The sequence below is a fragment of the Spirillospora sp. NPDC048823 genome, from assembly GCF_043198445.1.
In the GTDB taxonomy this organism is placed as follows: Bacteria; Actinomycetota; Actinomycetes; order Streptosporangiales; family Streptosporangiaceae; genus Spirillospora.
In genome coordinates this window covers 311561-333835 of sequence record NZ_JBICUT010000002.1, presented here as the reverse complement: position 1 = coordinate 333835, position 22275 = coordinate 311561, and the positions used below count along the sequence as shown (strand labels likewise).

Below are 22275 nucleotides of genomic sequence, written 5' to 3'. Positions count from 1 at the left end.
CACGGGAATCTCATTGGTCCGGGTTCGCGAGGTCGAATTGGCTCTGTTTACAGTACCAAGCGGGTCATAGCGTCCCTTGTCATGAACCTGATCGCCACTCGCCCGCCCGGCGGGCTCGGTACGGCCGGCCCGGACCGGCGGATCTGGCCGGGGCCGCGCTGGTCGCGGCGGGGGTCGCGGTGGGCCTGCGCACCCGCGTCGCCCCCCGTCCGCCCGCGGCCGGCGAGTGCGTAACCTGTGATCCGGCCCCCATCGGAATCGCGCGAGGATCTGCCTGAGATGCCTGAGTTCTCCTACACCGACCTGCTGCCGCTCGGACCCGACGAGACCGACTACCGGCTGCTGACCTCCGGCGGCGTCTCCACGTTCGAAGCGAACGGGCGGACGTTCCTGCAGGTCGAGCCGGAGGCGCTCCGGCTGCTCACCGAGACCGCGATGCGCGACATCGCGCACCTGCTGCGTCCCGCGCACCTGGCGCAGCTCCGCCGGATCCTGGACGACCCGGAGGCGTCCCCCAACGACCGTTTCGTCGCGCTGGACCTGCTGAAGAACGCGGGCATCGCGTCCGGCGGCGTCCTGCCCATGTGCCAGGACACCGGCACCGCGATCGTGATGGGCAAGCGCGGCCAGCACGTCCTGACGGACGGCGGCGACGAGGAGCACATCTCCCGCGGCGTGTACGACGCGTACACGAAGCTGAACCTGCGCTACTCGCAGATGGCGCCGGTGACCATGTGGGACGAGAAGAACACCGGCAGCAACCTGCCCGCGCAGATCGAGCTGTACGCGACGCCCGGCGAGGCGTACAAGTTCCTGTTCATGGCCAAGGGCGGCGGCAGTGCGAACAAGTCGTTCCTCTACCAGGAGACCAAGGCCGTCCTGAACCCGACGCGGATGATGTCCTTCCTGGAGGAGAAGATCCGCTCACTCGGCACGGCCGCGTGCCCGCCCTACCACCTGGCGATCGTGGTCGGCGGCACGTCCGCCGAGCACGCGCTGAAGACGGCCAAGTACGCCTCCGCGCACTACCTGGACACGATGCCGACCGAGGGCTCGCCGCTCGGCCACGGCTTCCGCGACCTGGAGCTGGAACTCCAGGTGTTCGAGCTGACGCAGAGGCTCGGCATCGGCGCGCAGTTCGGCGGCAAGTACTTCTGCCACGACGTGCGGGTGATCCGGCTGCCGCGGCACGGCGCGTCCTGCCCGGTGGCCATGGCGGTGTCGTGCAGCGCCGACCGGCAGGCCCTCGCCAAGATCACCGCCGAGGGCGTGTTCCTGGAGCGGCTGGAGACCGACCCGGCGCAGTACATGCCCGACACCACCGACGATCATCTGGACGACCAGGTGGTCGCGATCGACCTGAACCGTCCCATGGCCGAGATCCGGGCCGAACTGACCAAGTACCCCGTGAAGACGCGGCTGTCGCTGACCGGGCCGCTCGTCGTCGCCCGCGACATCGCGCACGCCAAGATCAAGGAGCGGCTGGACGCGGGCGAGCCGATGCCGCAGTACATGCGCGACCACGCCGTCTACTACGCGGGACCGGCCAAGACGCCGGAGGGCTACGCGTCCGGTTCCTTCGGCCCGACCACGGCCGGGCGGATGGACTCCTACGTCGAGCAGTTCCAGGCCGCGGGCGGCTCGCTGGTCATGCTGGCCAAGGGCAACCGGTCGAAGCAGGTCACCGACGCCTGCAAGGAGCACGGCGGCTTCTACCTCGGCTCGATCGGCGGCCCCGCCGCCCGGCTCGCCCAGGACTGCATCAAGAAGGTGGAGGTCCTGGAGTACCCGGAACTCGGCATGGAGGCCGTCTGGAGGATCGAGGTGGAGGATTTCCCCGCGTTCATCGTGGTGGACGACAAGGGCGAGGACTTCTTCGCCGACACCACCGGGCCCGTCCTCACCATCGGCAGGCGCTGACGATCGGCAGCGGCTGACAGCCCCGCGGGAGGGCCGTCGGCCGCCCATTCCCTATGTTTCTGGCCGGTAGGTCACATTATCGGCCCAAAATCCAAGTTGGTAACGAGGTCTCCCCGATGACCGCCTGGCCACTCCGGTATCTTTTCCGCCATGTCACAGTCAGAGCGCCTCGTTCTAGCGACGCGCTACCGGCTGGTCTCGGAAATAGGTCAGGGCGCCAACGGCACGGTCTGGAGAGGGCATGACGAGCTCCTCGATCGGTCCGTGGCGGTCAAGGAGCTGCGCCTCCCCGAAGACCTCTCCGAGGACGACCGGGTGGTCTTCTACCGCCGTACCCTCCGAGAGGCGCGCGCGCCCGCCCAACTGCGCACGCACTCGATCGTCGAGGTGTACGACGTGGTCATCGAACAGGGTCGTCCCTGGATCGTGATGGAGATGATCGAGGCGCCCAGCCTCGAACACCTCCTCGAACGTTCGGGGCCGCTGCCGCCCGAACGCGTCGCGCACATCGGCCGTGCCCTCCTGGACGCCCTCAACACCGCGCACAAGGCCGGCATAGTGCACCGCGACCTCAAGCCCAGCAACGTGCTGCTGGACGGCGACCGCGTCGTCCTCACCGACTTCGGCCTCGCGTTCTCCTCGGGCTCGGCCAGCCTGACGAAGACGGGCCACTTCATGGGCTCGCCCGCGTACGTCGCGCCCGAGGTCGCCGCCGGGGAGAAGGCCACCCCGCGGTCCGACCTGTGGTCGCTCGGCGCGACGCTGTTCGCCGCGCTGGAGGGCCACCCGCCGTTCGAGCGCGACAACGTCATGGCGACGCTGAGCGCCCTGGCGAACGAGTCGACCCCCTCCCCGCAGAACGCCGGCGCGCTCGCACCGGTGATCATCGGGCTGCTGGAGAAGAACCCGACCCGCCGCCTCAGCCACGCCCGCGCGGTCGACCGGCTCGAACGCGCCCTGGCGGGTCCCCGGTCGGGACGCCGGCCGGCGACGCCGCGCTACCGGCTGATGGTCGTGATCGGGCTCATCGGCGCGACCGTCGCCTCCTGCGGCATCGGCGCAACCGCGCTCATCGTCGGCATGATGAAGGAGGGGCCCGGCCCCTCCCCCACGGCGACGACGTCCAGTCCCGCGGGCGGCGGCGCGCAGGCCCCGCCCGGCGTCGCGACCAACACGCTGGTCGTCCGGGCGCGCACCGACGCGTGCAAGATCTTCGTGTCGGTGCCGGGCGACGCGATGACCGTGCTCAGCGACGAGACGCTGAAGAAGAACGAGGCGCGGCAGTACGACCAGCCGCGCATCAACGCGGTGATCTACGACGCGTCCGCCTGCGACGTGTGGGTGAACGGAGAGCAGAAACCCGTCGGCCAGCCCGGAGAACGCAAGAACTACACCCTGAACAAGGAGTGACCCCGGTCCCAGATGCCTCCGCGCGGGAATCGGGTAACCCCCTGAGAAGCTGCCATGGAAGACGGCGGTGATGGTTTCCGGTTCGGAGGTGGCGTGCCATGGGTGAGCAGGAGTTCCGGGTCGAGCGTGACTCCATGGGTGAGGTCCGGGTACCGGCGGCGGCGAAATGGCGGGCGCAGACGCAGCGCGCGGTGGAGAACTTCCCGATCTCGGGACGGACGCTGGAGGCCGCGCACATCGCCGCGCTGGGCCAGATCAAGGCCGCGGCGGCGACGGTGAACGCCGAACTCGGCGTGCTCGACAAGGACCTCGCGGGCGCGATCACCGACGCCGCGCGGGAGGTCGCGGACGGCCGGTGGGACGACCAGTTCCCCATCGACGTGTTCCAGACCGGGTCCGGGACGTCGTCCAACATGAACGCCAACGAGGTCGTGGCGACGCTGGCGGCGGAGCGGCTCGGCCGTCCCGTGCACCCGAACGACCACGTGAACGCCTCTCAGTCGTCCAACGACGTGTTCCCGTCGTCCATCCACATCGCGGCGACCGGGGCCGTCCTGAACGATCTGATCCCCGCGCTGCGCCATCTGCGGGACGCGCTGGCACGCAAGGCGGACGAGTTCCGGGCGGTGGTGAAGTCGGGCCGCACCCACCTGATGGACGCGACGCCGGTGACGCTGGGCCAGGAGTTCGGCGGGTACGCGGCGCAGATCGGGCACGGCGTGGAACGGCTGGAGGCCGTCCTGCCCCGGCTGGCGGAGCTGCCGCTCGGCGGAACCGCGGTCGGCACCGGGATCAACACCCCAGACGGCTTCGGCGGCCGCGTCATCGCGGAGATCGCGCGGGTCACCGGGCTGCCGCTGACGGAGGCCCGCGACCATTTCGAGGCGCAGGGCGCGCGGGACGGCCTGGTCGAGGCGAGCGGCGCACTGCGCACCGTGGCGGTGAGCCTCACCAAGATCGCGAATGATCTGCGCTGGATGGGCTCCGGGCCGCGCGCCGGGCTGGCCGAGATCCGGCTGCCGGACCTGCAGCCCGGTTCGTCGATCATGCCGGGGAAGGTGAACCCCGTGCTTCCCGAGGCGGTCACGCAGGTCGCCGCGCAGGTCATCGGCAACGACGCGGCGATCGCGTTCGGCGGCGCGTCCGGCAGCTTCGAGCTGAACGTGATGCTGCCGATGCTGGCCCGCAACGTCCTGGAGTCGGTCACGCTGCTGGCGAACGTGTCACGGCTGTTCGCCGACCGCTGCGTGGACGGCATCGAGGCGGACGTGGAGCGGATGCGCGAGTACGCCGAGTCGTCGCCGTCGATCGTGACGCCGCTGAACCGCTACATCGGCTACGAGGAGGCGGCGAAGGTCGCCAAGCAGGCGCTCAGGGAACGCAGGACGATCCGCGAGGTCGTGCTGGAGCGCGGTTACGTGGACGACGGGAGACTGACCGTCGAGCAACTGGACGAGGCCCTCGACGTGCTCGGGATGACGGGCTCGTCGTGACATGACGTCCAGCGCGCCCCAGGGCCTCACACGGCGCCTGGGACGCGTCCGCGACTCAGTACCAGCCGACGTTCTGGGAGTGCGACCACGCGCCGCACGGAGTGCCGTAGCGGTTCTTGATGTAGCCGAGACCCCACTTGATCTGCGTGGTGGCGTTGTTCTGCCAGTCGGGCCCAGCGGTGGCCATCTTGGAGCCGGGATTGGCCTGCGGGATGCCGTACGCCTCCGACGACGGGTTGTCGGCGTGGACGTTCCAGTGACTCTCCTTGTTCCAGAGTTTCACCAGGCAGCCGAACTGGCCGTCGCCGGTGAAGCCGAAGCTCGGCATCAGCTTCTTGGCGATCTCCTGCGCCTCACCGGCCGGGACCGGGTCGCCGGACGGGCCGCCGCCGCCACCGCCGTCGTCCTTCTTCTTCTCCGGCTTCTTGGTCGGGAGCGGCTCGCCCTTCGGGCGCAGGGCCGGTCCCTTGCCGTCGTCCGCGCGGGTCTCGCGGGAGGCGCGTTCCAGGGCCAGCCTGCGCCTCTGCTCCTCCAGGACCTTCGGGTCGACCTTCGGCGCGGCGTCCGCCGGCTGCCGGGTCGGCTTGACGGTCGCCCCGTCGTCGCCGGAGCCGCCGGTCAGCGCGAACGCCGCGACGGCGCCGCCGCCGACGGCGACCGCGGCGCCCGCGAGGACCGCGGCGACCCGCATGCCGTTGCGCCTGCCGGCGCCTCCCCGCGAGGCGGCGCCGCGCGGCGCGCGGTGACCGGACGCGACCTCGTCGCGGGGGGCCCCGGCGGGGGCGCCGGCGTGGGGCGGCGCGGCCTGGGGGGCCGGGGCGGCCTGGAAGCCGAGCGTGTCACCGGCCGACGTGCCGACGCGGGTCCGGTCGTCGCCGGCGACCCTCACGTCGTCCCCGTACGGTTCCGGCTGCGCGACCGCGGGCTGGGGCGCCGTGGGCTGGGGCGCGGCGGCGAACGGGTAGGGCGCCTGGGCCGGGTTCTGTGGGGCGGCCGCGGCGGGCCACGGCTCCTCGGGGGCAAAGCTCTGTCGTTCGTCTCGCCTAGGGGACCCGGGACGGTCTCCGTACAAGGCGGCCCTTCCGACGGTCGCACGCGCATGGGCACGCGGGCGAACTGTTTCCACCCCCGGTCCGGCCGGCCGCCCGCAGGCGGGGCGGTCTCCGGACCCGGGCGGGCGCCGTGTCCGTCGCGCGTGTTCAAGGGGGACGCGCTCGGGCCCGGCACCTTCCGGGGGGTGCTTACGGGGAGCCACAATGCCTGAGGCCGAGGGATGCTCCGCAACCGAAACGAGACAATTGCTGCGGGTGAGACACGTGTCAACTTGACCGGAACATTGCCGAAACCCCGCGGGACCAGGGGATCTTCATCATCGGGTGAGCGAATGTGACCTTCGCCACAAACCTACGGTACGGGGTTTAACGATCACTTTCCGTAGAGATTCCGGCGATGCCCCGGCGGCGCGAACCCGACCACGGCGAACCCCGGCGGCGCATCGGCCGCCGGAGTTCGCTGCGAACTCCTCTCAGGCCCCGACGTCCCCGAGCATGTCGGTGACCAGGGCGGCGATCGGCGACCGCTCCGACCGCGTCAGCGTCACGTGCGCGAACAGCGGATGCCCCTTGAGCCGCTCCACCACCGCCGCGACACCGTCATGCCGTCCGACCCGCAGGTTGTCGCGCTGCGCCACGTCATGGGTCAGCACCACCCGCGACCCCGTGCCGATCCGCGACAGGACGGTCAGCAGCACGCCGCGCTCCAGCGACTGCGCCTCGTCCACGATCACGAACGCGTCGTGCAGCGAACGTCCGCGGATGTGGGTGAGCGGCAGGACCTCCAACATGTCACGGTCCACGACCTCGTCGATGACCTCCGGTGTGGTCACCGCCGACAGGGTGTCGTAGACCGCCTGGCCCCACGGCGACATCTTCTCGTTCTCCGTGCCCGGCAGGTAGCCGAGCTCCTGCCCGCCGACCGCGTACAGCGGGCGGAACACCACGACCTTGCGGTGCCACCCGCGCTCCATCACGGCCTCCAGGCCCGCGCACAGGGCGAGGGCCGACTTGCCCGTGCCCGCCCGCCCGCCGAGCGAGACGATGCCGACGTCCTCGTCCATCAGCAGGTCGAGCGCGATGCGCTGCTCGGCGGAGCGGCCGCGCAGCCCGAACACCTCCCGGTCGCCCCGCACCAGCTTCACGGACTTGTCCGGCTGCGTCCGGCCGAGGGCCGAGCCCTTCTCCGACAGCAGCCGCAGCCCGGTGTGGCACGGCAGGTCCCGCGCCTCCTCCATGTCCGCGGTGCCCGTCTCGAACATCTCCTCGACGAGGTTCGCGGGCACCTCCAGCTCGCGCATTCCGGTCCAGCCGGACTCCACGACCGCCATTTCCGCCCGGTACTCCTCGGCGGCCAGGCCGACCGAGGACGCCTTCACCCGCATCGGCAGGTCCTTGGAGACCAGGACGACGTCGCGGCCCTCGTGGGCCAGCCACGCCGCCACCGACAGGATCCGGGTGTCGTTGTCGCCGAGCCGGAAACCGTCCGGCAGGACGCTCGGGTCGGAGTGGTTCAGCTCGACGCGGAGCGTGCCGCCCTGGTCGCCGTGCGGCCCCTCGACCGACACGGGCTCGTCCAGCCGGCCGTGCCGCAGGCGCAGGTCGTCGAGCGTGCGCAGGGCCTGCCGGGCGAAGTACCCGAGCTCGGGGTGGTGACGCTTGGCCTCGAGCTCGGAAATGACGACGATGGGGAGTACGACCTCGTGCTCGGCGAACCGGGTCATCGCCCCCGGGTCGGCGAGCAGGACGCTGGTGTCGAGGACGTACGTGCGCCGGTCCGATTCGCTGTGGGGGGACGACCCCCCACACCCGCCGGAAACACCCGGAACGTTCCTTCCGGAGGTGTTCTCGGAGGGGTTGCCGGGACGGCGCGCGGAGGTTGTGGCCACTCGATCTCCCTGACTATGGGGGACGTACCGGTGGCGCGACGGCCCCGGCCGCACTGCCCCGCAGGGCCCGGGGAACGGTCCCCCCGGAAGCGGCACGCCCCCACGCGGCCGGTCCCCCCGCTCGGGGAACGGCCGGGAGCGGTGATCGGAGGTCGGCGGTCAGGAACCGAAGCGCCGGTGCCGCGCGGCGTACGAGCGCATCGCCCGGAGGAAGTCCACCTTGCGGAAGTCCGGCCAGTGGACCTCGCAGAAGTGGAACTCCGAGTGGGCGCTCTGCCAGAGCATGAAGCCGGAGAGACGCTGCTCCCCCGAGGTGCGGATGACCAGGTCCGGATCCGGCTGGCCGCGCGTGTAGAGATGCTCCGCGATGTGCTCCACGTCGAGGGACTCGGCGAGTTCCTCGATGCTGGTGCCACGGCTCGCCTGCTCGACGAGCAGAGAGCGCACCGCATCAGCGATCTCACGCCTACCTCCATACCCAACGGCGACGTTCACAATCAGGCCGGGAGCACCAGATGTGGTCTCACCCGCATCTTTAAGGACGCGGGCGGTCTTATCGGGCAGCAGGTCGAGGGCGCCGACGGGCTTGACGTTCCAGCCGTCGGCGGCGAGCTTGCCGACGGTGTTCTCGATGATCTCCAGCAGCGGCTCCAGCTCGACCGCCGGGCGGTTCAGGTTGTCGGTGGACAGCAGCCACAGGGTGACGACCTCGACCCCCGCCTCCGCGCTCCACTGCAGCAACTCGGAGATCTTCGCGGCGCCGCGCTGGTGCCCCGAGTTGATGTCGGCCAGGCCCATCGCCCTGGCCCAGCGCCGGTTCCCGTCCAGTATCACGCCGACGTGCCGCGGCGTGACGTCGGTCGGCAGCGACGCCTCGACCCGGCGTTCGTACATCCGGTAGACGGCATCGCGGACGGCCGCGTACGGGCCGCTGCGGCGGACGGCGGTGGTGAGCCGTCCCCCCTCGGAAGGGCGGCGGCGCACGCCGTCCCTCCGAACACCGCGCGGCATCCCGCGCGGCTTTCCCGTACGCCGAACCCCCATGTGGGCTTCCCTTCGAGCGACCGTCTCTGACGGAAAGACGCTCAATTATGGCCCGAGGTTCGTACTTCTCCGCTCCGCCTTCCCACTTCCGCCTTCCGGTTCCGCCTTCCCGGTTCCGCCCTCTCCGCTCCGCGACGCCGGGTCAATGCGCGGGTGGCGCCGGGCGGACGCTCCGGCCCGCTCCGGCCCGCTCCGCCTCGGCGAGCACATCGGCGAGAAAGCGGGCCAGGTCGGCGGAGGTGAGCACGGCGCGGACGCCCCGCCCGCCCGCGCCCCACGCCTCCAGGACGGCCCGCCGTGCGACACGCCATCGCCCGGCGGCGGACTGCTGGCGGCCGACCCACATCGAGGACGTGCGGAGCGCGCAGCGCAGTTCGCCGGTGCTGACCACGTCACCGCGGTCGCGGTACCGGAACGCGAACAGCTCGGGTTCGCGAGCCGGGTCGCCGGGGGCCGGATCGGGGAAGCGGTCGTCGGGATCGGGCCAGCGGGCGGCCTGCGGCGACCCGTCGGCCCGGGCGGCGGCCACCCGGGCTGCGAGGCCGGCCAGGAAGTAGCCGCATCGCTCCCCCACGGCGCCGAACGAGTCGCCGTCGCGCCACAGCTCCAGCGTGACCTCGAACGGGGTGCCGCCGCGGTCGAGGGACGCGACCGGCACGACCGCGAGGTCGGAGCCGTCCAGGCAGCGCAGCCCCCTCACCGCCGGCCACCCCCTCGCCGCGTCCCGTCCGCCTCCATGACGGCCTTCCAGGCACAGTAGGCGAGGCAGGCCCCATGATCACACCCGGTGATCATCGAGATCCGGTAATGATCGCGGCCGGACGCCGGACGCCGGACGGTGGCGCGGTGGCGCGGTGGCGCGGCGCGGGGGTCCTCGGTCAGGCCTGCGGGCCGGCGGCGCGGGCGCGCTCGACGTACTGCAGCGCGGTGCGCAGTTCGGCGAGCCACTCGTCGGTGTTCTTGCCGACGAGCCGCACGCACCAGGCGAGCGCGTCGCTGCGGCTGCGCGCGACCCCGGCCTCGACGAGGGTGTCCAGGACGCGTCGCTCCGGCTGCCGCAGCCGCGTCATGACCGGTACCGACAGCGTGGTGAACATCTCCCGCTCGCCGCCGCACTCGGCGCCCCAGGAGACCTTGTGGCCGAAGCGGTGCTCGGCTTCGCGGGCGATGCGGATGCGACGCTCGCGGGTCTCCTCGCGGAAGCGCTGGATGTGCCCGGCGATCACGCCGGCCCGCTCCGCCCCGGACGCCTCCGCCGCGGCGGCGGGTTCGGGCAGGCGGCCGACGACGCTGACCTCCTCGCGGTCGAGGACGACGTCGGGCGGGCCCTCGAACCACTCCTCGGGCAGCCGTCCGGAGAACCACCCGCGTAGCTGCTCCGCCGCTTCGCTCGTATCCATGTAATCAAAATTACAGCCCAAGGACGCGTTATGCCAGCCTTCCAGCCGGACGCGCGCGAAGATGCGGCTCCTGCCGCCGATGCCGGAGAATCGGCACATGAGCACGTCCAACGCTGAGCATCCGATCGACCGGCTGCAGGACCGGCTCTCCCGGCTCCCGCTGCGCGAGCGCAAGAAGCTGAGGACCCGGAGGGCCGTCCAGGCTCACGCGCTCCGGCTCTTCGGCGAGCAGGGCTACGATGCGACCACCGTCGAGCAGATCGCGGCGGCGGCGGAGATCTCGCCGAGCACGTTCTTCCGCTACTTCCCGACCAAGGAAGACGTCGTCATCACCGACGAGTACGACCCGATCATGGCGGAGGTGTTCCGCGACCAGCCGGCGGACCTGCCGCCCCTGGAGGCGCTGCGCGCCACGCTCCGCGAGATCCTCCCGCAGATGTTCGACGAGGACCTGGAGGTCATCAGGACCCGGATGCGGCTGGCCGCCGAGATCCCCGCCGTCCGGGCGCGCATGTTCGAGTCGATGAGCAAGGGCACCCACGCCGTGCTGACGGAACTCGTCTCCGAACGCACCGGAAGGCGCCGCGGCGACCCCGCCGTCGAAGCGTTCTGCTGGGCCGTCCTGGGCGTACTACAGGGGGCGATCTACCGGTGGCTGGACGCCCCGGGCAACGGCCTGGCGGACGTCATCGACCACGACCTGGAGTTCCTGAGCCGAGGCTGCCCGCTGTAGCCGCTCACCGGTTCCTGGAGGCCAGCAGCTTGGGGCTGACCCGGACGGCGCCGCGCATGTTGCGGGTGTAGACGTCCTGGACCTGCACCACGGTGCCCCTGCGCGGGGCGGCGATCATCTTGCCCTTGCCCAGGTAGAGGGCGATGTGCGAGATGTAGCCCGGCGCGGTCGGGTCGTTGGCCCAGATCAGCATGTCGCCCGGCTCGGCCTTGCTGTAGGGGATGACCCAGCCCGTCCGCGCCTGGTCGGCGGCGACTCGCGGCAGACGGATCCCGGCCTTGGCGAACGCGTACTGCATGAGGCCGGAGCAGTCGTAGCCGCCCTCGGCCTCGGACTCGCCGCCCCACACGTACGGCCAGTCGATCCGCGTGTAGGCGGCCTTGATCACGGTCCGCACCTGCTGGGCGGTCATGACCTGGCCGTCCGCGGTGGGCACGTCGCCGGCCGCCGGGAAGTCGATCTCCGGGTTGACCGCGACCGCCTTGGCGCCCTTCGGCAGTACCTTGCCGAGCTTCTTGATGAACGTCTTCGGCTCGGCCTTCGGGACGCTGATCAGCATCGCGTTGCCGGTGGGCATGCCGAGCGCCTGCGCGGTGGAGTGCGAGATGACGGCGTCGACGTCGCTGATGCCCATCGTCGCGTACGCGCCGACGCGCAGCCGCGACTGCTCCAGCTTGCCGCCGACGGGGACCTGGCTGCCGAGCTGGACGCCGCCGTCGTGGCCCATCGTGAACGAGATCGCCACGTCGCCGGACGCCACGTTGCGCCACAGCGCATCCGACTTGGCGGTCGGCTTCGGCGTGTAGTTGCGGAACGTGGACGGGTTGACGCCCATCAGCCCGACCTGCTTGCCGGCGACCATGCCCTGCACGGCGTCCACGACCTCGACGCCTTTCACGCCCTTGGCGCCGCGGACCTTCTGGACCAGGTCGGCGGGAAGCGTGGAGGACGCCGCGACCAGCACGTGCGGAGTGAGCCGCTTGCCGAGCGGCGTGATCGCGGCGGGCGACACGCTCGTGCTGCCGGACGCCGCCACGTACCGGGCGCGCTGCTCGCCGGGCGTCGTGGTCTCCGGGTCGTCGCCGCCTCGCGCGACCAGGACCGCGACGTTGGCGGCGAGGGTCGTGACGAGGGAGATGCCGATGATCGTCGGTAGGATCCGGCGGTTCGGCTTTCCCACTGCCACACTCCCTCGACGGTCGCCCTGCCCGCATCCCGGCCCGGCCTGAGACACGACTATGACTCAGTCGGCGGGCCATCGTCCAGATACCCGGCCGGACCACCCGCCACCCTCGCCTGCCGCGCCCCATAGGGTCAGCTCAAGCCCTGCTACTCAGTGGTAACACCAAGCGACGACGAGATCAAGGTCACACTGCCACAAAGTGGACCCTCAGTCCAATTGCGCACGTAGTTCGCGGGTCAGCTCCGACGTGGACGTCACGGGCAGCCGGCAGACGAACCCGCGGCACACGTACGCCGCCGGCACCTCGTCCACGAGACCGCGCCCCTCCAGCAGCGGGACGCCCTCCGCGTCCGGCGGGCCGACGCTCACCACCGCGCCCGGCGCGACCGCCATGAGCGCGGTCCGGTGCAGAGCCCGCGTGCGCTCATCGTCCCGGTCGCCGATCACCGCGATCTCCACCGGGCCCGTCGCGTGCGCCTCTGCGACGGCCAGCCCCCAGCCCGCGAACCGCGCGTGCTTGTCGGCCAGCGTCCCCGCCGGGCCGAGCGCCGCCTCGGCGGCCTGCCGGTGCCGGTCCGACGCGGTGAGAGCCGAGAACGACAGCAGCGCGCCCGCGGCCGCGAACTGCCCCGAAGGCGTCGCGTTGTCCGTCGGGTCCTGCGGACGCCGGAACAGCCGCTCCGCGTCGTCCGCGGTGTCGTAGAACCCGCCGGACCCGTCCCCGAACCGTTCCAGGACGGTGTTCAGCAGCTCGCCCGCCAGCCGCAGGTGACGCGGATCCCCCGTGACACCGTGCAGGGCGAGCAGGCCCTCGGCCACATCGGCGTAGTCCTCCAGGACACCGGCGTTCGCGCCCGCCGCCCCGTCCTTGGACGTACGCGCAAGCCGCCCGTCCCGCACATGCACATCGACCAGCAGCCGCGCCGCCTCCTCGGCGGCGCGGACGAGGTCCGGCCGGTCGAACAACGCACCGCACTCGGCCAGCGCAGCGATCGCGAGCCCGTTCCACGCGGCGACGACCTTGTCGTCCCGAGCCGGAGGAACCCTGTGCGCGCGCGCCGACAACAAAGCCGTCCGCACGCGCTCGTACCGCTCAACGTCCTCGGGGTCGTGCAGAAGCTGCAGGACGGACGCCCCGTGCTCGAACGTCCCCGTCACCTCGAACAGGCTCGCCGCGAACGCCCCGTCCTCATCACCGAGCACCTCACGCAGCTGCTCCGGCGTCCACACGTAGTACTTGCCCTCGACGCCCTCACTGTCGGCGTCCAAGGCGGACGACAGGCCGCCCTCGTTCGTCCGCAGGTCACGCAGCATCCAGTCGCACGTCTCCAGCGCGACCCGCCGCGCGAACGGCGACCCGGCCAGCCGCCACCAGTGCGCGTACACCCGCGCCAGCAGCGCATTGTCGTAGAGCATCTTCTCGAAATGCGGGACGACCCATTGCGCGTCCACCGAGTACCGGGCGAAACCACCTCCGAGCTGGTCGTACAGCCCACCCCGGGCCATCGCCTCCAGGGTGTGCCCCGCCATCGCGAGCGACTCCTCATCACCCGTCCGCGCATGGTGCCGCAGCAGGAACTCCTGTGCCATCGACGGCGGGAACTTCGGCGCACCCCCGAACCCGCCGCGCGCCGCGTCGTACGACCCGGCGAGCACCTTCACCGCATGGGCGAGCATCTCCTCACCGGGCGCCCGCGTCCCCGCCAGCCCCGAATCCCGCGAGGTGAGCGCCGCGACGACCTGCTGCCCCTGCCCGACCACGTCGTCCCGCTGCTCCGTCCACGCCTTGTGGACGGCCTGCAGCAACGCCCGGAACTGCGCCCGCGGAAAATACGTCCCGCAGTAGAACGGATGCCCCTCCGGCGTCATGAACACCGTCATCGGCCACCCGCCCTGGCCCGTCATGGCCTGGGTCGCCTCCATGTAGACGGCGTCGATGTCCGGACGTTCCTCCCGGTCCACCTTGATGTTCACGAACAGCTCGTTCATGATCCGCGCGGTCCCGTCGTCCTCGAACGACTGATGCGCCATCACATGACACCAATGGCAAGCCGCATATCCGACAGAAAGGAGAACTGGGACATCTCGCCGTCGCGCCTCGGCGAGCGCCTCGCCGCCCCACTCCCACCAGTCCACTGGATTGCCGGCGTGCTGCAGCAGGTACGGGCTTGTCGCGTCCTTGAGCCGGTTCATGCCACCGATCCTGCCCGATCCGGCTGCCGCCTCACTCCCCCTGACCGGGATCAGTCGGTGAGGTTGGTGAGGGCGGTTTCTATGGCTCGGTGGAAGGTGGGGTAGGCGTACATCATTTCGCGGAGGGCGGTCGTGGGGGCCTCGGTGTGGACGGCGACGGCGAGGGCGCCGAGGATTTCGCCGCCGGACGGGCCCACCGCGGTCGCGCCGACGAGGGTGCCCCATTCGGTGTTCTCGACGAGCTTGATGAAGCCGTCGTTGCCGGCCTTGTGGATCCAGCCGCGCGCCGACTCGGGGAGCTTGGCGATGCCGGTGCGGACGGGGAGGTTCTGGTCGCGGGCTTGGGCCTCGGTCAGGCCGACGGACGCGATCTCGGGGTCGGTGAAGGTGACGCGGGGGACGGCGCGGTAGACGGCGGGTGAGCCCTCCTGGCCGAGGATGTCGCGGACGGCGATGGCCGCCTGGTACATGGAGACGTGCGTGAACTGGCCCACGCCGGTGATGTCGCCGATCGCCCACACGCCGTCGGCGGCGCGCATGTGGCCGTCCACCTGGATCTGGCGGGCGTTCTCGTCCAGGCCGACGTTCTCCAGGCCGAGGCCCTTGAGGTTGGGGCGGCGGCCGGTCGCCACGAGAAGGCGCTCGGCGCCGAGGGTCTCCTCGCCGAGGTTCACGCTGAACTCGTCGTTCTCGTGGGTGACGGCGGTGACGTTCACGCCGGTGCGGACGCCGATGCCCTCGCGTTCGAAGACGTCGCGGAGGACGGCGCTGGACTCCGGTTCCTCGTTGACGAGGACGCGGTCGGCGGCCTCGACCACGGTGACGCGGCTGTCGAAGCGGGAGAACACCTGCGCCATCTCGGCGCCGACGACGCCTCCGCCGAGGACGATGAGCGACTCGGGGACCTCGGTGGCCTTGACGGCTTCGCGGTTCGTCCAGAACGGGGTGCCGGCGAGGCCGTCGATGGGCGGGGCCGTGGGGGCGGTGCCGGTGTTGAGGACGATGCCGCGGCGGGCGTGGAAGACCCGGTCGTTCACCGTGACCTCGCGGGGGCCGGTGATGCGGCCCTCGCCCCGGACGAGTTCGGCGCCCTTGCCGGTGAGGCGGTCGGCCGCGACCTTGTCGTCCCACGAGTCGGTCGCCTCGTCGCGGATCCGGGCCGCCACGGGGGCCCAGTCGGGGCGGACCGCCGAACCGCCCGCCATCCCCGGGACGCGGCCGCCTTCGGCCAGGAGGCCGGCGGCGCGGACCATCATCTTCGTGGGCACACAGGCGTAGTACGGGCATTCGCCGCCCACCAGCCGGGACTCCACGGCGACGACGGACAGGCCCGCCTCGGCCAGCCTCCCTGCCGCGTCCTCTCCCCCTGGGCCCGTACCGATCACGACGACATCGACTTCATCAGCCATGCTGGGTGTCCTGCCCACCTCGCGATGCGGTTAGGCGGCGCGGTGGCATCGGAATGCGATCGAGGTCGTGAACGAGGGTGATGTCGCCGTCGAACACGGCGGACGCCTCGCCGGTGAACCGCGGCTCGTCCTCGGCGCGGTACCGCTCCGAGAAGTGCGTCAGGACCAGGTGCCGGACGCCGGCCTCGGCGGCGACCGCCGCCGCCTGGACCGAGGTCAGGTGGCCGTACTCGGCGGCCAGGGCGGCGTCCTCGTGCAGGAAGGTGGACTCGATGACCAGCATGTCCACACCGTCGGCCAGTTCCCGGACGCCGTCGCACAGGCGGGTGTCCATGACGAACGCGAACTTCTGCCCGGGACGGGGGACGCTGCACTCCTCGAGCGTGACCGTCCGGCCGTCCGGGGCGGTGACCCGGCCCTCCTCCTGGAGCCGCCTGACCAGCGGCCCCCGCACGCCTCGCGCGGCCAGTTCGGCGGGCAGCATCGTCCGGCCGCCGGGTTCCTCCAGCCGGTACCCGTACGCCTCGACGGGGTGCGACAGCCGCCGCGCGACCAGGGTGAACGGGGCGTCGCCGGTGTCGAGCGGCATCCGCTCACCCGAGACGGGCCGTTCGCGGATCACGTCGGTGTCGCGGAAGACGGCCGCGTTCCTCAGCCGTTCCCAGTAGCGTCCGCCGCTCGCCGGGAACGCCGCGTCCACCGGGTGCTCGACGCCGTCGCGGGCGATGCGCTGGACGACGCCGGGCACGCCGAGGCAGTGGTCGCCGTGGAAGTGGGTCACGCAGATCCAGGTCACGTCGGTGGCCGAGACCCCGGCGTGCGTCATCTGCCGCTGGGTGCCCTCGCCCGGGTCGAACAGCAGGCCGTGGCCGTCCCAGCGCAGCAGGTAGCCGTTGTGGTTGCGCGTTTTGGTGGGCACGGCGCTGGCGGAGCCGAGAACGATCAGATCGCGTACCGACATCCCCCCATGGTGCCGGTACCGAGCCGTTGCAAGCGCTTGGTTATTGTGGGCGCGTCGCAGGCGAGCAGCATCAGGGAGGGCCCGTTGGCCGGAAGCAGCAAGCGCGAGAAGATCAAGATGACGCCGGACGAGGTGGCGTCCTACCTCGCCTCCAATTTCAAGGTCCAGGTCGCCACGGTCGGCAAGGACGGCGAGCCGCACCTGGTGACGATGTTCTACGCGCTGCTCGACGGCAAGATCGCCTTCACCACGTACAAGTCATCGCAGAAGGTGCTGAACCTGCGCCGCAACCCCACCATGACGTGCCTGGTCGAGGACGGCGTGGAGTACAACGAGCTGCGCGGCGTCGCCCTCTACGGCCGCGGCCTCGTCATCGAGGACCCCGAGCCGAGGAGCAAGGTCGGCATGGTCGTCGGCTCCCGCATGGCGGGCCTGCCCGTCCCCGAGATGGGCGCCCCGGTCGACCCCGTCATCGCCGAGGGCATCGAGCAGGCGCTGGCCAAGCGCGTCCTCGTCATCATGGACCCCGACAAGGTCGTCAGCTGGGACCACGGCAAGGCCTGAGCCCTCGGGGCGCCCCCCGAACCCCCCGGCCGCGCGGCACGCGTCTCGCTCCGGTCGCCGGCGCTCGGGGTTCCACTCGCGTCAGCGGGCGAGGGTGGCGCGGCGTTCGGCCAGGGGGGCGGCCTCGGGGCTGGGAATGGACTCGTAGAGTTCGACGGCGCGGTCCAGTGCGGCGCCCTCGGCTGCGTGGTCGCCCCGCTGCCGGGCCGCGTCGGCGATGTGGACGAACATTCCGGCCTGCTGGTCGACGGCGTTCTCCTTGCGGAGGATCTCCAGGGCCTGGCCGAAGAAGTTGATGGCCGCGACGGGACGCCGCGCCCGCAGGTACGCCTCGCCGAGGCTCGACAGGGCGCGGGCGCGGTTGGCCTGGTCGGGTTCGGGGAGGGCGGCGAACTCGTCCGGGAGCGGGCCGAGCAGCTCGATCGCGCGGCCGGTGTCGCCCGTCCGGGTCAGTGCGCGGGCGAGGTTGTGGCGGGCCACCAGGACGGCGTGGCGGTCGCCGCCCTGGACGGCGAGGCGCAGGCCCTCTTCGAGGACCTCGGCCGCCTCGCTCCAGCGTTCCCGTTCCAGGAGCGCGAGGCCCTCGGCTTCGATGTCCCCCTCGCCGGCGGCCGCGGCGGCGAGATGGCCGTCGAGGGCGCGGTGGAGCGCGGCGTCCCGGTCGGAGTCCTCGAAGTTCACACGCACGTCGAGGGTCCTCCCCGGACGCGGCCGGATCCAACCGAGCCGCAGGTCAGGCTTCGTCGGCTGGCGGCGCCTTGGACTTCGCCGCCTTCTCCGCCTCCGCGCGCTCCCACTCCTGCTGCACCAGGTCGGCCTCCCGGGGCGCCTGGATCCTCTTCATCTGCTTGCCCATCGAGCGGATGAGGAAGACGGTCGCGACCACGAGCGCGAGGAAGACCGCGAACCCCAGGAAGCCCGGGCTGACCGTGTCGTCGTTGAGCGGGATGGCGCCGACCTGCACTGCGGTGAGCGAGAGCACTACAGACACACCTTCTCCCGGATGCCGGCGAACAGGTCGTCCTCCGGCAGTTCGGTGTCGATGAGGGACCTGGCCAAATGGTAGTCCTCGGTCGGCCATGCCTCGCGCTGGACGTCCAGCGGGACGACGAACCAGAAGCCGTTGGGGTCGATCTGGGTGGCGTGGGCGAGGAGGGCGCGGTCCCTGGTCTCGAAGTGGTCGGCGCAGGGGACGCGGGTGGTCACGTCCCACTTCGCGCGCTTGTCGCTCTCCTCGTCGAAGCGCTTGATCCAGTCGTTGTAGGGGGATTCCAGGCCGGCCTTCTCCATCGCGTTGTGCAGGGCGAGGATGCGTTCCTTGTTGAAGGTCAGGTGGTAGTAGAGCTTGAGCGGCTGCCAGGGCTCCCCGGTGCCGGGGTAGCGGTCCGGGTCGCCCGCGGCCTCGAACGCCTCCACCGACACCTCGTGGCATTTCACGTGGTCGGGGTGGGGGTAGCCGCCCTTCTCGTCGTAGGTGAGCATCACGTGCGGGCGGAAGTCGCGGACGGCGCGCACCAGCGGTTCGGTGGCGCTCTCCAGCGGCTCCAGCGCGAAGCAGCCCTCCGGAAGCGGCGGCGGCGGGTCGCCCTCGGGGAACCCGGAGTCGACGAAGCCGAGCCAGCTCTGCCGGACGCCGAGGATCTCGCGGGCCCGCGCCATCTCCGCCTCGCGGACCTTGCCGATGTCGGCCTTGACCTCGGGACGGTCCATCGCCGGGTTCAGGATGTCGCCGCGCTCGCCTCCCGTGCAGGTGACGACGAGGACCTCGACGCCTTCGGCGACGTACCGGGCCATCGTGGCCGCGCCCTTGCTGGACTCGTCGTCGGGGTGGGCGTGCACCGCCATGAGGCGCAGCGGCTCGTCGCCGCCGCAGGGTCGTTCGAGCGTCGTACCGTCGATGACCTCGGACACCTGGGGATCTCCTTGTCGGGCCGTGATGAGCGGACCCCGGTTCGAGGCACGCGCCATGACAGACGAGAATTGTCCCTGACAACGTCCGCACACCGCACGGAGATTCCCCGCCATGACGACGAGCGTGCCGAAGACAGCGGCTCCCGCAGGGCCCCGGCAGGGCCGGCTCGGGCTGGTGGTCATCGGTGTGCTGGTGGCGCTGGCCGCGGGCGGTTTCGGGATCCTCGCGATGAACACCGGGCAGACGCCCGGGATCGCGGCGCAAACGGTCACCTATGACATCACCGACACCTCGGTGGAGATCAACTTCCAGGTGGCCAAGGGAGAGGACGACGAGGTGCGCTGCACGGTCGACGCCTTCGACAAGAATTTCGAGGTGCTCGCGGCGAAAGAGGTGGTCGTGCCGGTGGGGACGTCCGGCATGAAGGGGACGGAGACGCTGCAGACGGCGCGGCGGGCGACCGGGGCGAGGATCCGCGACTGCCGCGTGGTCTGACGCGCCGGCCCGGCACCATCCGGCCCCGACCGGTATCGGCGCCGGCCGCGGCCACCTGGCCGCCGATACGCCGGGTGAATGCCAAAATACGATTGGCGGATTGCAGACGCCGAGTTCAGGGAACCTTTACCCGCACACACCGGATAGGCTAGAGGTTTCACCCGGCCGCACTTCATGTCGATGTAACACCCGTCTGCCACGGGCGGGCTAGATCGCAACATGTGGATGAGGAGTACCCGTGACCGAGACCCGCGCTGACAACGTCACCTGGCTGACCCAGGAGGCGTACGACCGGCTCAAGTCCGAGCTGGAGCATTTGTCGGGCCCGGGCCGCATCGAGATCGCTCAGAAGATCGAGGCGGCGCGGGAGGAAGGCGACCTGCGCGAGAACGGCGGCTACCACGCGGCCAAGGAGGAGCAAGGCAAAATCGAGGGCCGCATCCTCCAGCTTCAGGGCATCCTGGAGAACGCGCGCGTCGGCGAGGCGCCGCGCACCGAGGGCGTCGTCGGCCCCGGTATGACCGTCACGGTCTCGTTCGAGGGCGACGACGAAGAGGTCACGTTCCTGCTCGCCTCCCGCGAGGAGGTCGGCGCTCCCATCGACGTCTACTCGCCCAAGTCGCCGCTCGGCGCCGCCATCAACGGCAAGAAGGTGGGCGACAAGGCCACCTACTCGCTGCCGAACGGCCGCGGCATGACGGTCGAGATCCTCGACGCCACCCCCTACGGGGCCGCGTAGCCTCCGGAGACGTCCGAGAGCCTGTGGGGACGGGGTGCTGCCGGGCACTCCGTCCCCGGTTCAGTTCGGGGGGTGTTCCCCGGGTCAGGCGCCGGCCGCGGCGAGGACCAGCGGGAGGGTGCGGTAGGGGACCTGGGTGGCCAGCGAGATCACCGAGGACGCCCGTTCCACGCCCGCCACGTCCACGATCACGTCGATGACGCGCTGCAGGTCGGCGTTGCTGCGCGCGACGACACGGCACAGCATGTCGCCGGGGCCGGTGATGGTGTGCGCCTCCATCACCTCGGGCACCTGCGCGAGCCGCGCGGCGACGGGGTCGTGCCCGCTCTGCCCCGGCCCCCGGCTCTGCCGCAGTTGCAGCGTCACGAACGCCGTCACCCCGTAGCCGAGCGCGGCCGGGTCGATCTCGGGGCCATAGCCTGCGATGACGCCGTCGCGGGACAGCCGGTCCAGCCGTGCCTGGACGGTGCCGCGCGCGACCCCCAGCCGCCGGGACGCCTCCAGGACGCCGACGCGGGGTTCGGCGGTGAACAACGCTATGAGCCGGCCGTCCAGTTCGTCGATCGGCATGCCACCCTCCGGCGGTCATGGTCACCATGTACAGGGCGACCGGTCGGTATCGCGGTTCACTGTACAGATTGCCCAGTGTTTTAAGACACTCTTGCGCAGCTTGTAGGCGCCTGTCCAGATTGGGTGGCATGGATGAGTTTCCGGTCAAGGGCATGGACGCCGTCGTCTTCGCCGTCGGCAACGCCAAGCAGGCGGCGCACTACTACTCGACCGCGTTCGGCATGCGCAGGGTCGCCTACCGCGGCCCGGAGAACGGCAGCCCCGACGAGTCGGTGCACGTACTGGAGTCGGGCGGCGCACGGTTCGTGTTCCGGGGTCCGGTGAAGGCGGGAACGGAGATCGGCCGGCACATCGCCGAACACGGCGACGGCGTGGTCGACCTCGCGCTCGAGGTTCCCGACGTCGAGGCCGCCTACCGGCACGCGCTCGCGAACGGCGCCGCGGGCGTGCAGGAGCCGCAGGTCTTCGAGGACGAGCACGGCAAGGTGACGGTCGCGGCGATCGCGACCTACGGCGAGACCCGCCACTCGCTGGTCGACCGCTCCAACTACACCGGCCCGTACCTGCCGGGATACGCCCCCGCCGGCCCCGTCGTCGAGCCGGGCGAAAGGTTCTTCCAGGCGATCGACCACTGCGTCGGCAACGTCGAGCGCATGGACGAGTGGGCCGACTTCTACCACCGTGTCATGGGGTTCACCGACATGGCCGAGTTCGTCGGCGACGACATCGCGACCGAGTACTCGGCGCTGATGTCCAAGGTCGTCGCGGACGGGACGCGCAAGGTCAAGTTCCCGCTGAACGAGCCGGCGGAGAGCAGGCGCAAGTCGCAGATCGACGAGTACCTGGAGTTCTACGGCGGGCCGGGCGTGCAGCACATCGCGCTCGCCACGGGTGACATCCTCGCCACGGTCGACCGGATGCGGGCCGCGGGCGTGGAGTTCCTGGAGAGCCCCGACTCCTACTACGAGGACCCGGAGCTGCGGGAGCGCATCGGCGAGGTGCGCGTCCCGATCGAGGAGCTGCAGAAGCGCCGGATCCTGGTCGACCGGGACGAGGACGGCTATCTGCTGCAGATCTTCACCAAGCCCGTCCAGGACCGGCCGACGGTGTTCTTCGAGTTGATCGAGCGCCACGGCTCGCTGGGCTTCGGCAAGGGCAACTTCAAGGCGCTGTTCGAGGCGATCGAGCGGGAGCAGGAGCGCCGCGGCAACCTGTGAGACGCCCGCCGCCCGGGGATCCGGGCCCCGGACGCGCTCGCGTCCAGGGCCCGGGCCTGAGCATGGGGTGACCGTGCGCCCCCGGTAACCG

21 protein-coding genes are annotated in these 22275 nt (G+C 71.1%); 8 read left to right on the top strand and 13 right to left on the bottom strand.

Annotated elements, in window-relative coordinates:
- The first annotated feature begins 279 nt into the window (after positions 1 to 279).
- The 3 genes from ACGFK0_RS05105 to ACGFK0_RS05095 all read left to right on the top strand — a co-directional run bounded on the left by ACGFK0_RS05105 (position 280) and on the right by ACGFK0_RS05095 (position 4823).
- Positions 280 to 1920, top strand: a complete 1641-nt coding sequence (locus ACGFK0_RS05105) for a fumarate hydratase (protein ID WP_392900339.1) — start codon at positions 280 to 282, stop codon at positions 1918 to 1920.
- A gap of 150 nt (positions 1921 to 2070) precedes the next feature.
- Positions 2071 to 3330, top strand: a complete 1260-nt coding sequence (locus ACGFK0_RS05100; protein WP_392900337.1) for a serine/threonine-protein kinase — start codon at positions 2071 to 2073, stop codon at positions 3328 to 3330.
- Positions 3331 to 3428: 98 nt separating this feature from the next.
- Complete coding sequence (locus tag ACGFK0_RS05095) at positions 3429 to 4823, top strand: class II fumarate hydratase (protein WP_392900334.1); 1395 nt, start codon at positions 3429 to 3431, stop codon at positions 4821 to 4823.
- 55 nt (positions 4824 to 4878) lie between these two features.
- Here the strand turns inward: ACGFK0_RS05095 and ACGFK0_RS05090 are convergent, their stop codons facing one another.
- The 5 genes from ACGFK0_RS05090 to ACGFK0_RS05070 all read right to left on the bottom strand — a co-directional run bounded on the left by ACGFK0_RS05090 (position 4879) and on the right by ACGFK0_RS05070 (position 10208).
- Positions 4879 to 5895, bottom strand: a complete 1017-nt coding sequence (locus ACGFK0_RS05090) for a lytic transglycosylase domain-containing protein (RefSeq protein WP_392900332.1) — start codon at positions 5893 to 5895, stop codon at positions 4879 to 4881.
- A 453-nt stretch (positions 5896 to 6348) separates the two neighbouring features.
- On the bottom strand, positions 6349 to 7764 hold the full coding sequence (locus tag ACGFK0_RS05085; protein WP_392900329.1) for a PhoH family protein: 1416 nt from the start codon (positions 7762 to 7764) through the stop codon (positions 6349 to 6351).
- A gap of 159 nt (positions 7765 to 7923) precedes the next feature.
- Positions 7924 to 8748, bottom strand: coding sequence for an isoprenyl transferase (locus ACGFK0_RS05080; protein WP_392900327.1), 825 nt, complete (start codon positions 8746 to 8748; stop codon positions 7924 to 7926).
- Positions 8749 to 8950: 202 nt separating this feature from the next.
- Positions 8951 to 9508 (bottom strand): hypothetical protein, encoded by a 558-nt coding sequence (locus tag ACGFK0_RS05075; RefSeq protein ID WP_392900324.1) that lies wholly within the window; start codon positions 9506 to 9508, stop codon positions 8951 to 8953.
- A 178-nt stretch (positions 9509 to 9686) separates the two neighbouring features.
- Positions 9687 to 10208, bottom strand: coding sequence for a hypothetical protein (locus ACGFK0_RS05070; RefSeq protein ID WP_392900322.1), 522 nt, complete (start codon positions 10206 to 10208; stop codon positions 9687 to 9689).
- 97 nt (positions 10209 to 10305) lie between these two features.
- Here ACGFK0_RS05070 and ACGFK0_RS05065 point away from each other — a divergent pair, with 97 nt between their 5' ends.
- Entirely contained in the window at positions 10306 to 10941 is a 636-nt protein-coding gene (locus ACGFK0_RS05065; RefSeq protein WP_392900320.1) for a TetR family transcriptional regulator, read from the top strand.
- A gap of 4 nt (positions 10942 to 10945) precedes the next feature.
- On the opposite strand, the gene ACGFK0_RS05060 is transcribed toward ACGFK0_RS05065, so the two are convergent.
- The 4 genes from ACGFK0_RS05060 to ACGFK0_RS05045 all read right to left on the bottom strand — a co-directional run bounded on the left by ACGFK0_RS05060 (position 10946) and on the right by ACGFK0_RS05045 (position 16687).
- On the bottom strand, positions 10946 to 12121 hold the full coding sequence (locus ACGFK0_RS05060) for a C40 family peptidase (protein ID WP_392900317.1): 1176 nt from the start codon (positions 12119 to 12121) through the stop codon (positions 10946 to 10948).
- Between the two features lie 210 nt (positions 12122 to 12331).
- The gene (locus ACGFK0_RS05055; protein ID WP_392900314.1) at positions 12332 to 14317 is read right to left on the bottom strand and encodes a thioredoxin domain-containing protein; all 1986 of its coding nucleotides are present in this window, start codon (positions 14315 to 14317) and stop codon (positions 12332 to 12334) included.
- A gap of 50 nt (positions 14318 to 14367) precedes the next feature.
- Positions 14368 to 15726 (bottom strand): dihydrolipoyl dehydrogenase family protein, encoded by a 1359-nt coding sequence (locus tag ACGFK0_RS05050; protein WP_392900311.1) that lies wholly within the window; start codon positions 15724 to 15726, stop codon positions 14368 to 14370.
- Positions 15719 to 16687, bottom strand: a complete 969-nt coding sequence (locus ACGFK0_RS05045; protein ID WP_392900308.1) for a ribonuclease Z — start codon at positions 16685 to 16687, stop codon at positions 15719 to 15721. The genes ACGFK0_RS05050 and ACGFK0_RS05045 overlap by 8 nt, the downstream gene beginning before the upstream one ends.
- An 84-nt stretch (positions 16688 to 16771) precedes the next feature.
- On the opposite strand from ACGFK0_RS05045, the gene ACGFK0_RS05040 reads away from it, so the two are divergent.
- Entirely contained in the window at positions 16772 to 17251 is a 480-nt protein-coding gene (locus tag ACGFK0_RS05040) for a pyridoxamine 5'-phosphate oxidase family protein (protein WP_392900305.1), read from the top strand.
- Between the two features lie 81 nt (positions 17252 to 17332).
- On the opposite strand, the gene ACGFK0_RS05035 is transcribed toward ACGFK0_RS05040, so the two are convergent.
- From ACGFK0_RS05035 to mca, 3 genes are read right to left on the bottom strand one after another with little or no spacing between them, the layout of a single operon-like run.
- The gene (locus ACGFK0_RS05035; RefSeq protein ID WP_392900302.1) at positions 17333 to 17938 is read right to left on the bottom strand and encodes a tetratricopeptide repeat protein; all 606 of its coding nucleotides are present in this window, start codon (positions 17936 to 17938) and stop codon (positions 17333 to 17335) included.
- Between the two features lie 46 nt (positions 17939 to 17984).
- Positions 17985 to 18242, bottom strand: a complete 258-nt coding sequence (locus tag ACGFK0_RS05030; protein ID WP_392900299.1) for a hypothetical protein — start codon at positions 18240 to 18242, stop codon at positions 17985 to 17987.
- Positions 18233 to 19096, bottom strand: a complete 864-nt coding sequence (mca, locus tag ACGFK0_RS05025; protein ID WP_392901431.1) for a mycothiol conjugate amidase Mca — start codon at positions 19094 to 19096, stop codon at positions 18233 to 18235. Before mca ends, ACGFK0_RS05030 begins: the two co-directional genes overlap by 10 nt.
- Before the next feature lie 178 nt (positions 19097 to 19274).
- Here mca and ACGFK0_RS05020 point away from each other — a divergent pair, with 178 nt between their 5' ends.
- Both ACGFK0_RS05020 and greA read left to right on the top strand, forming a co-directional pair.
- Positions 19275 to 19658, top strand: a complete 384-nt coding sequence (locus tag ACGFK0_RS05020; RefSeq protein WP_392900296.1) for a DUF4307 domain-containing protein — start codon at positions 19275 to 19277, stop codon at positions 19656 to 19658.
- Between the two features lie 238 nt (positions 19659 to 19896).
- Complete coding sequence (greA, locus tag ACGFK0_RS05015; RefSeq protein WP_358461839.1) at positions 19897 to 20397, top strand: transcription elongation factor GreA; 501 nt, start codon at positions 19897 to 19899, stop codon at positions 20395 to 20397.
- Between the two features lie 84 nt (positions 20398 to 20481).
- On the opposite strand, the gene ACGFK0_RS05010 is transcribed toward greA, so the two are convergent.
- Positions 20482 to 20967: an Lrp/AsnC family transcriptional regulator gene (locus ACGFK0_RS05010; RefSeq protein ID WP_392900292.1), complete on the bottom strand. Its 486-nt coding sequence runs from the start codon at positions 20965 to 20967 to the stop codon at positions 20482 to 20484.
- Positions 20968 to 21095: 128 nt separating this feature from the next.
- Here ACGFK0_RS05010 and hppD point away from each other — a divergent pair, with 128 nt between their 5' ends.
- Positions 21096 to 22184, top strand: coding sequence for a 4-hydroxyphenylpyruvate dioxygenase (gene hppD / locus ACGFK0_RS05005; protein WP_392900290.1), 1089 nt, complete (start codon positions 21096 to 21098; stop codon positions 22182 to 22184).
- The last annotated feature ends 91 nt before the right edge of the window (positions 22185 to 22275 follow it).

Excerpts from the sequence above, each read along its gene's own strand:
- ACGFK0_RS05010 (WP_392900292.1), bottom strand. The coding sequence starts at position 20,967 with ATGCCGATCGACGAACTGGACGGCCGGCTCATAGCGTTGTTCACCGCC.
- ACGFK0_RS05070 (WP_392900322.1), bottom strand. The coding sequence starts at position 10,208 with ATGGATACGAGCGAAGCGGCGGAGCAGCTACGCGGGTGGTTCTCCGGA.
- ACGFK0_RS05095 (WP_392900334.1), top strand. The coding sequence starts at position 3,429 with ATGGGTGAGCAGGAGTTCCGGGTCGAGCGTGACTCCATGGGTGAGGTC.
- ACGFK0_RS05100 (WP_392900337.1), top strand. The coding sequence starts at position 2,071 with ATGTCACAGTCAGAGCGCCTCGTTCTAGCGACGCGCTACCGGCTGGTC.
- ACGFK0_RS05105 (WP_392900339.1), top strand. The coding sequence starts at position 280 with ATGCCTGAGTTCTCCTACACCGACCTGCTGCCGCTCGGACCCGACGAG.
- mca (WP_392901431.1), bottom strand. The coding sequence starts at position 19,096 with ATGGCGGTGCACGCCCACCCCGACGACGAGTCCAGCAAGGGCGCGGCC.
- ACGFK0_RS05050 (WP_392900311.1), bottom strand. The coding sequence starts at position 15,726 with ATGGCTGATGAAGTCGATGTCGTCGTGATCGGTACGGGCCCAGGGGGA.
- ACGFK0_RS05045 (WP_392900308.1), bottom strand. The coding sequence starts at position 16,687 with ATGTCGGTACGCGATCTGATCGTTCTCGGCTCCGCCAGCGCCGTGCCC.
- ACGFK0_RS05055 (WP_392900314.1), bottom strand. The coding sequence starts at position 14,317 with ATGAACCGGCTCAAGGACGCGACAAGCCCGTACCTGCTGCAGCACGCC.
- hppD (WP_392900290.1), top strand. The coding sequence starts at position 21,096 with ATGGATGAGTTTCCGGTCAAGGGCATGGACGCCGTCGTCTTCGCCGTC.
- ACGFK0_RS05020 (WP_392900296.1), top strand. The coding sequence starts at position 19,275 with ATGACGACGAGCGTGCCGAAGACAGCGGCTCCCGCAGGGCCCCGGCAG.
- ACGFK0_RS05065 (WP_392900320.1), top strand. The coding sequence starts at position 10,306 with ATGAGCACGTCCAACGCTGAGCATCCGATCGACCGGCTGCAGGACCGG.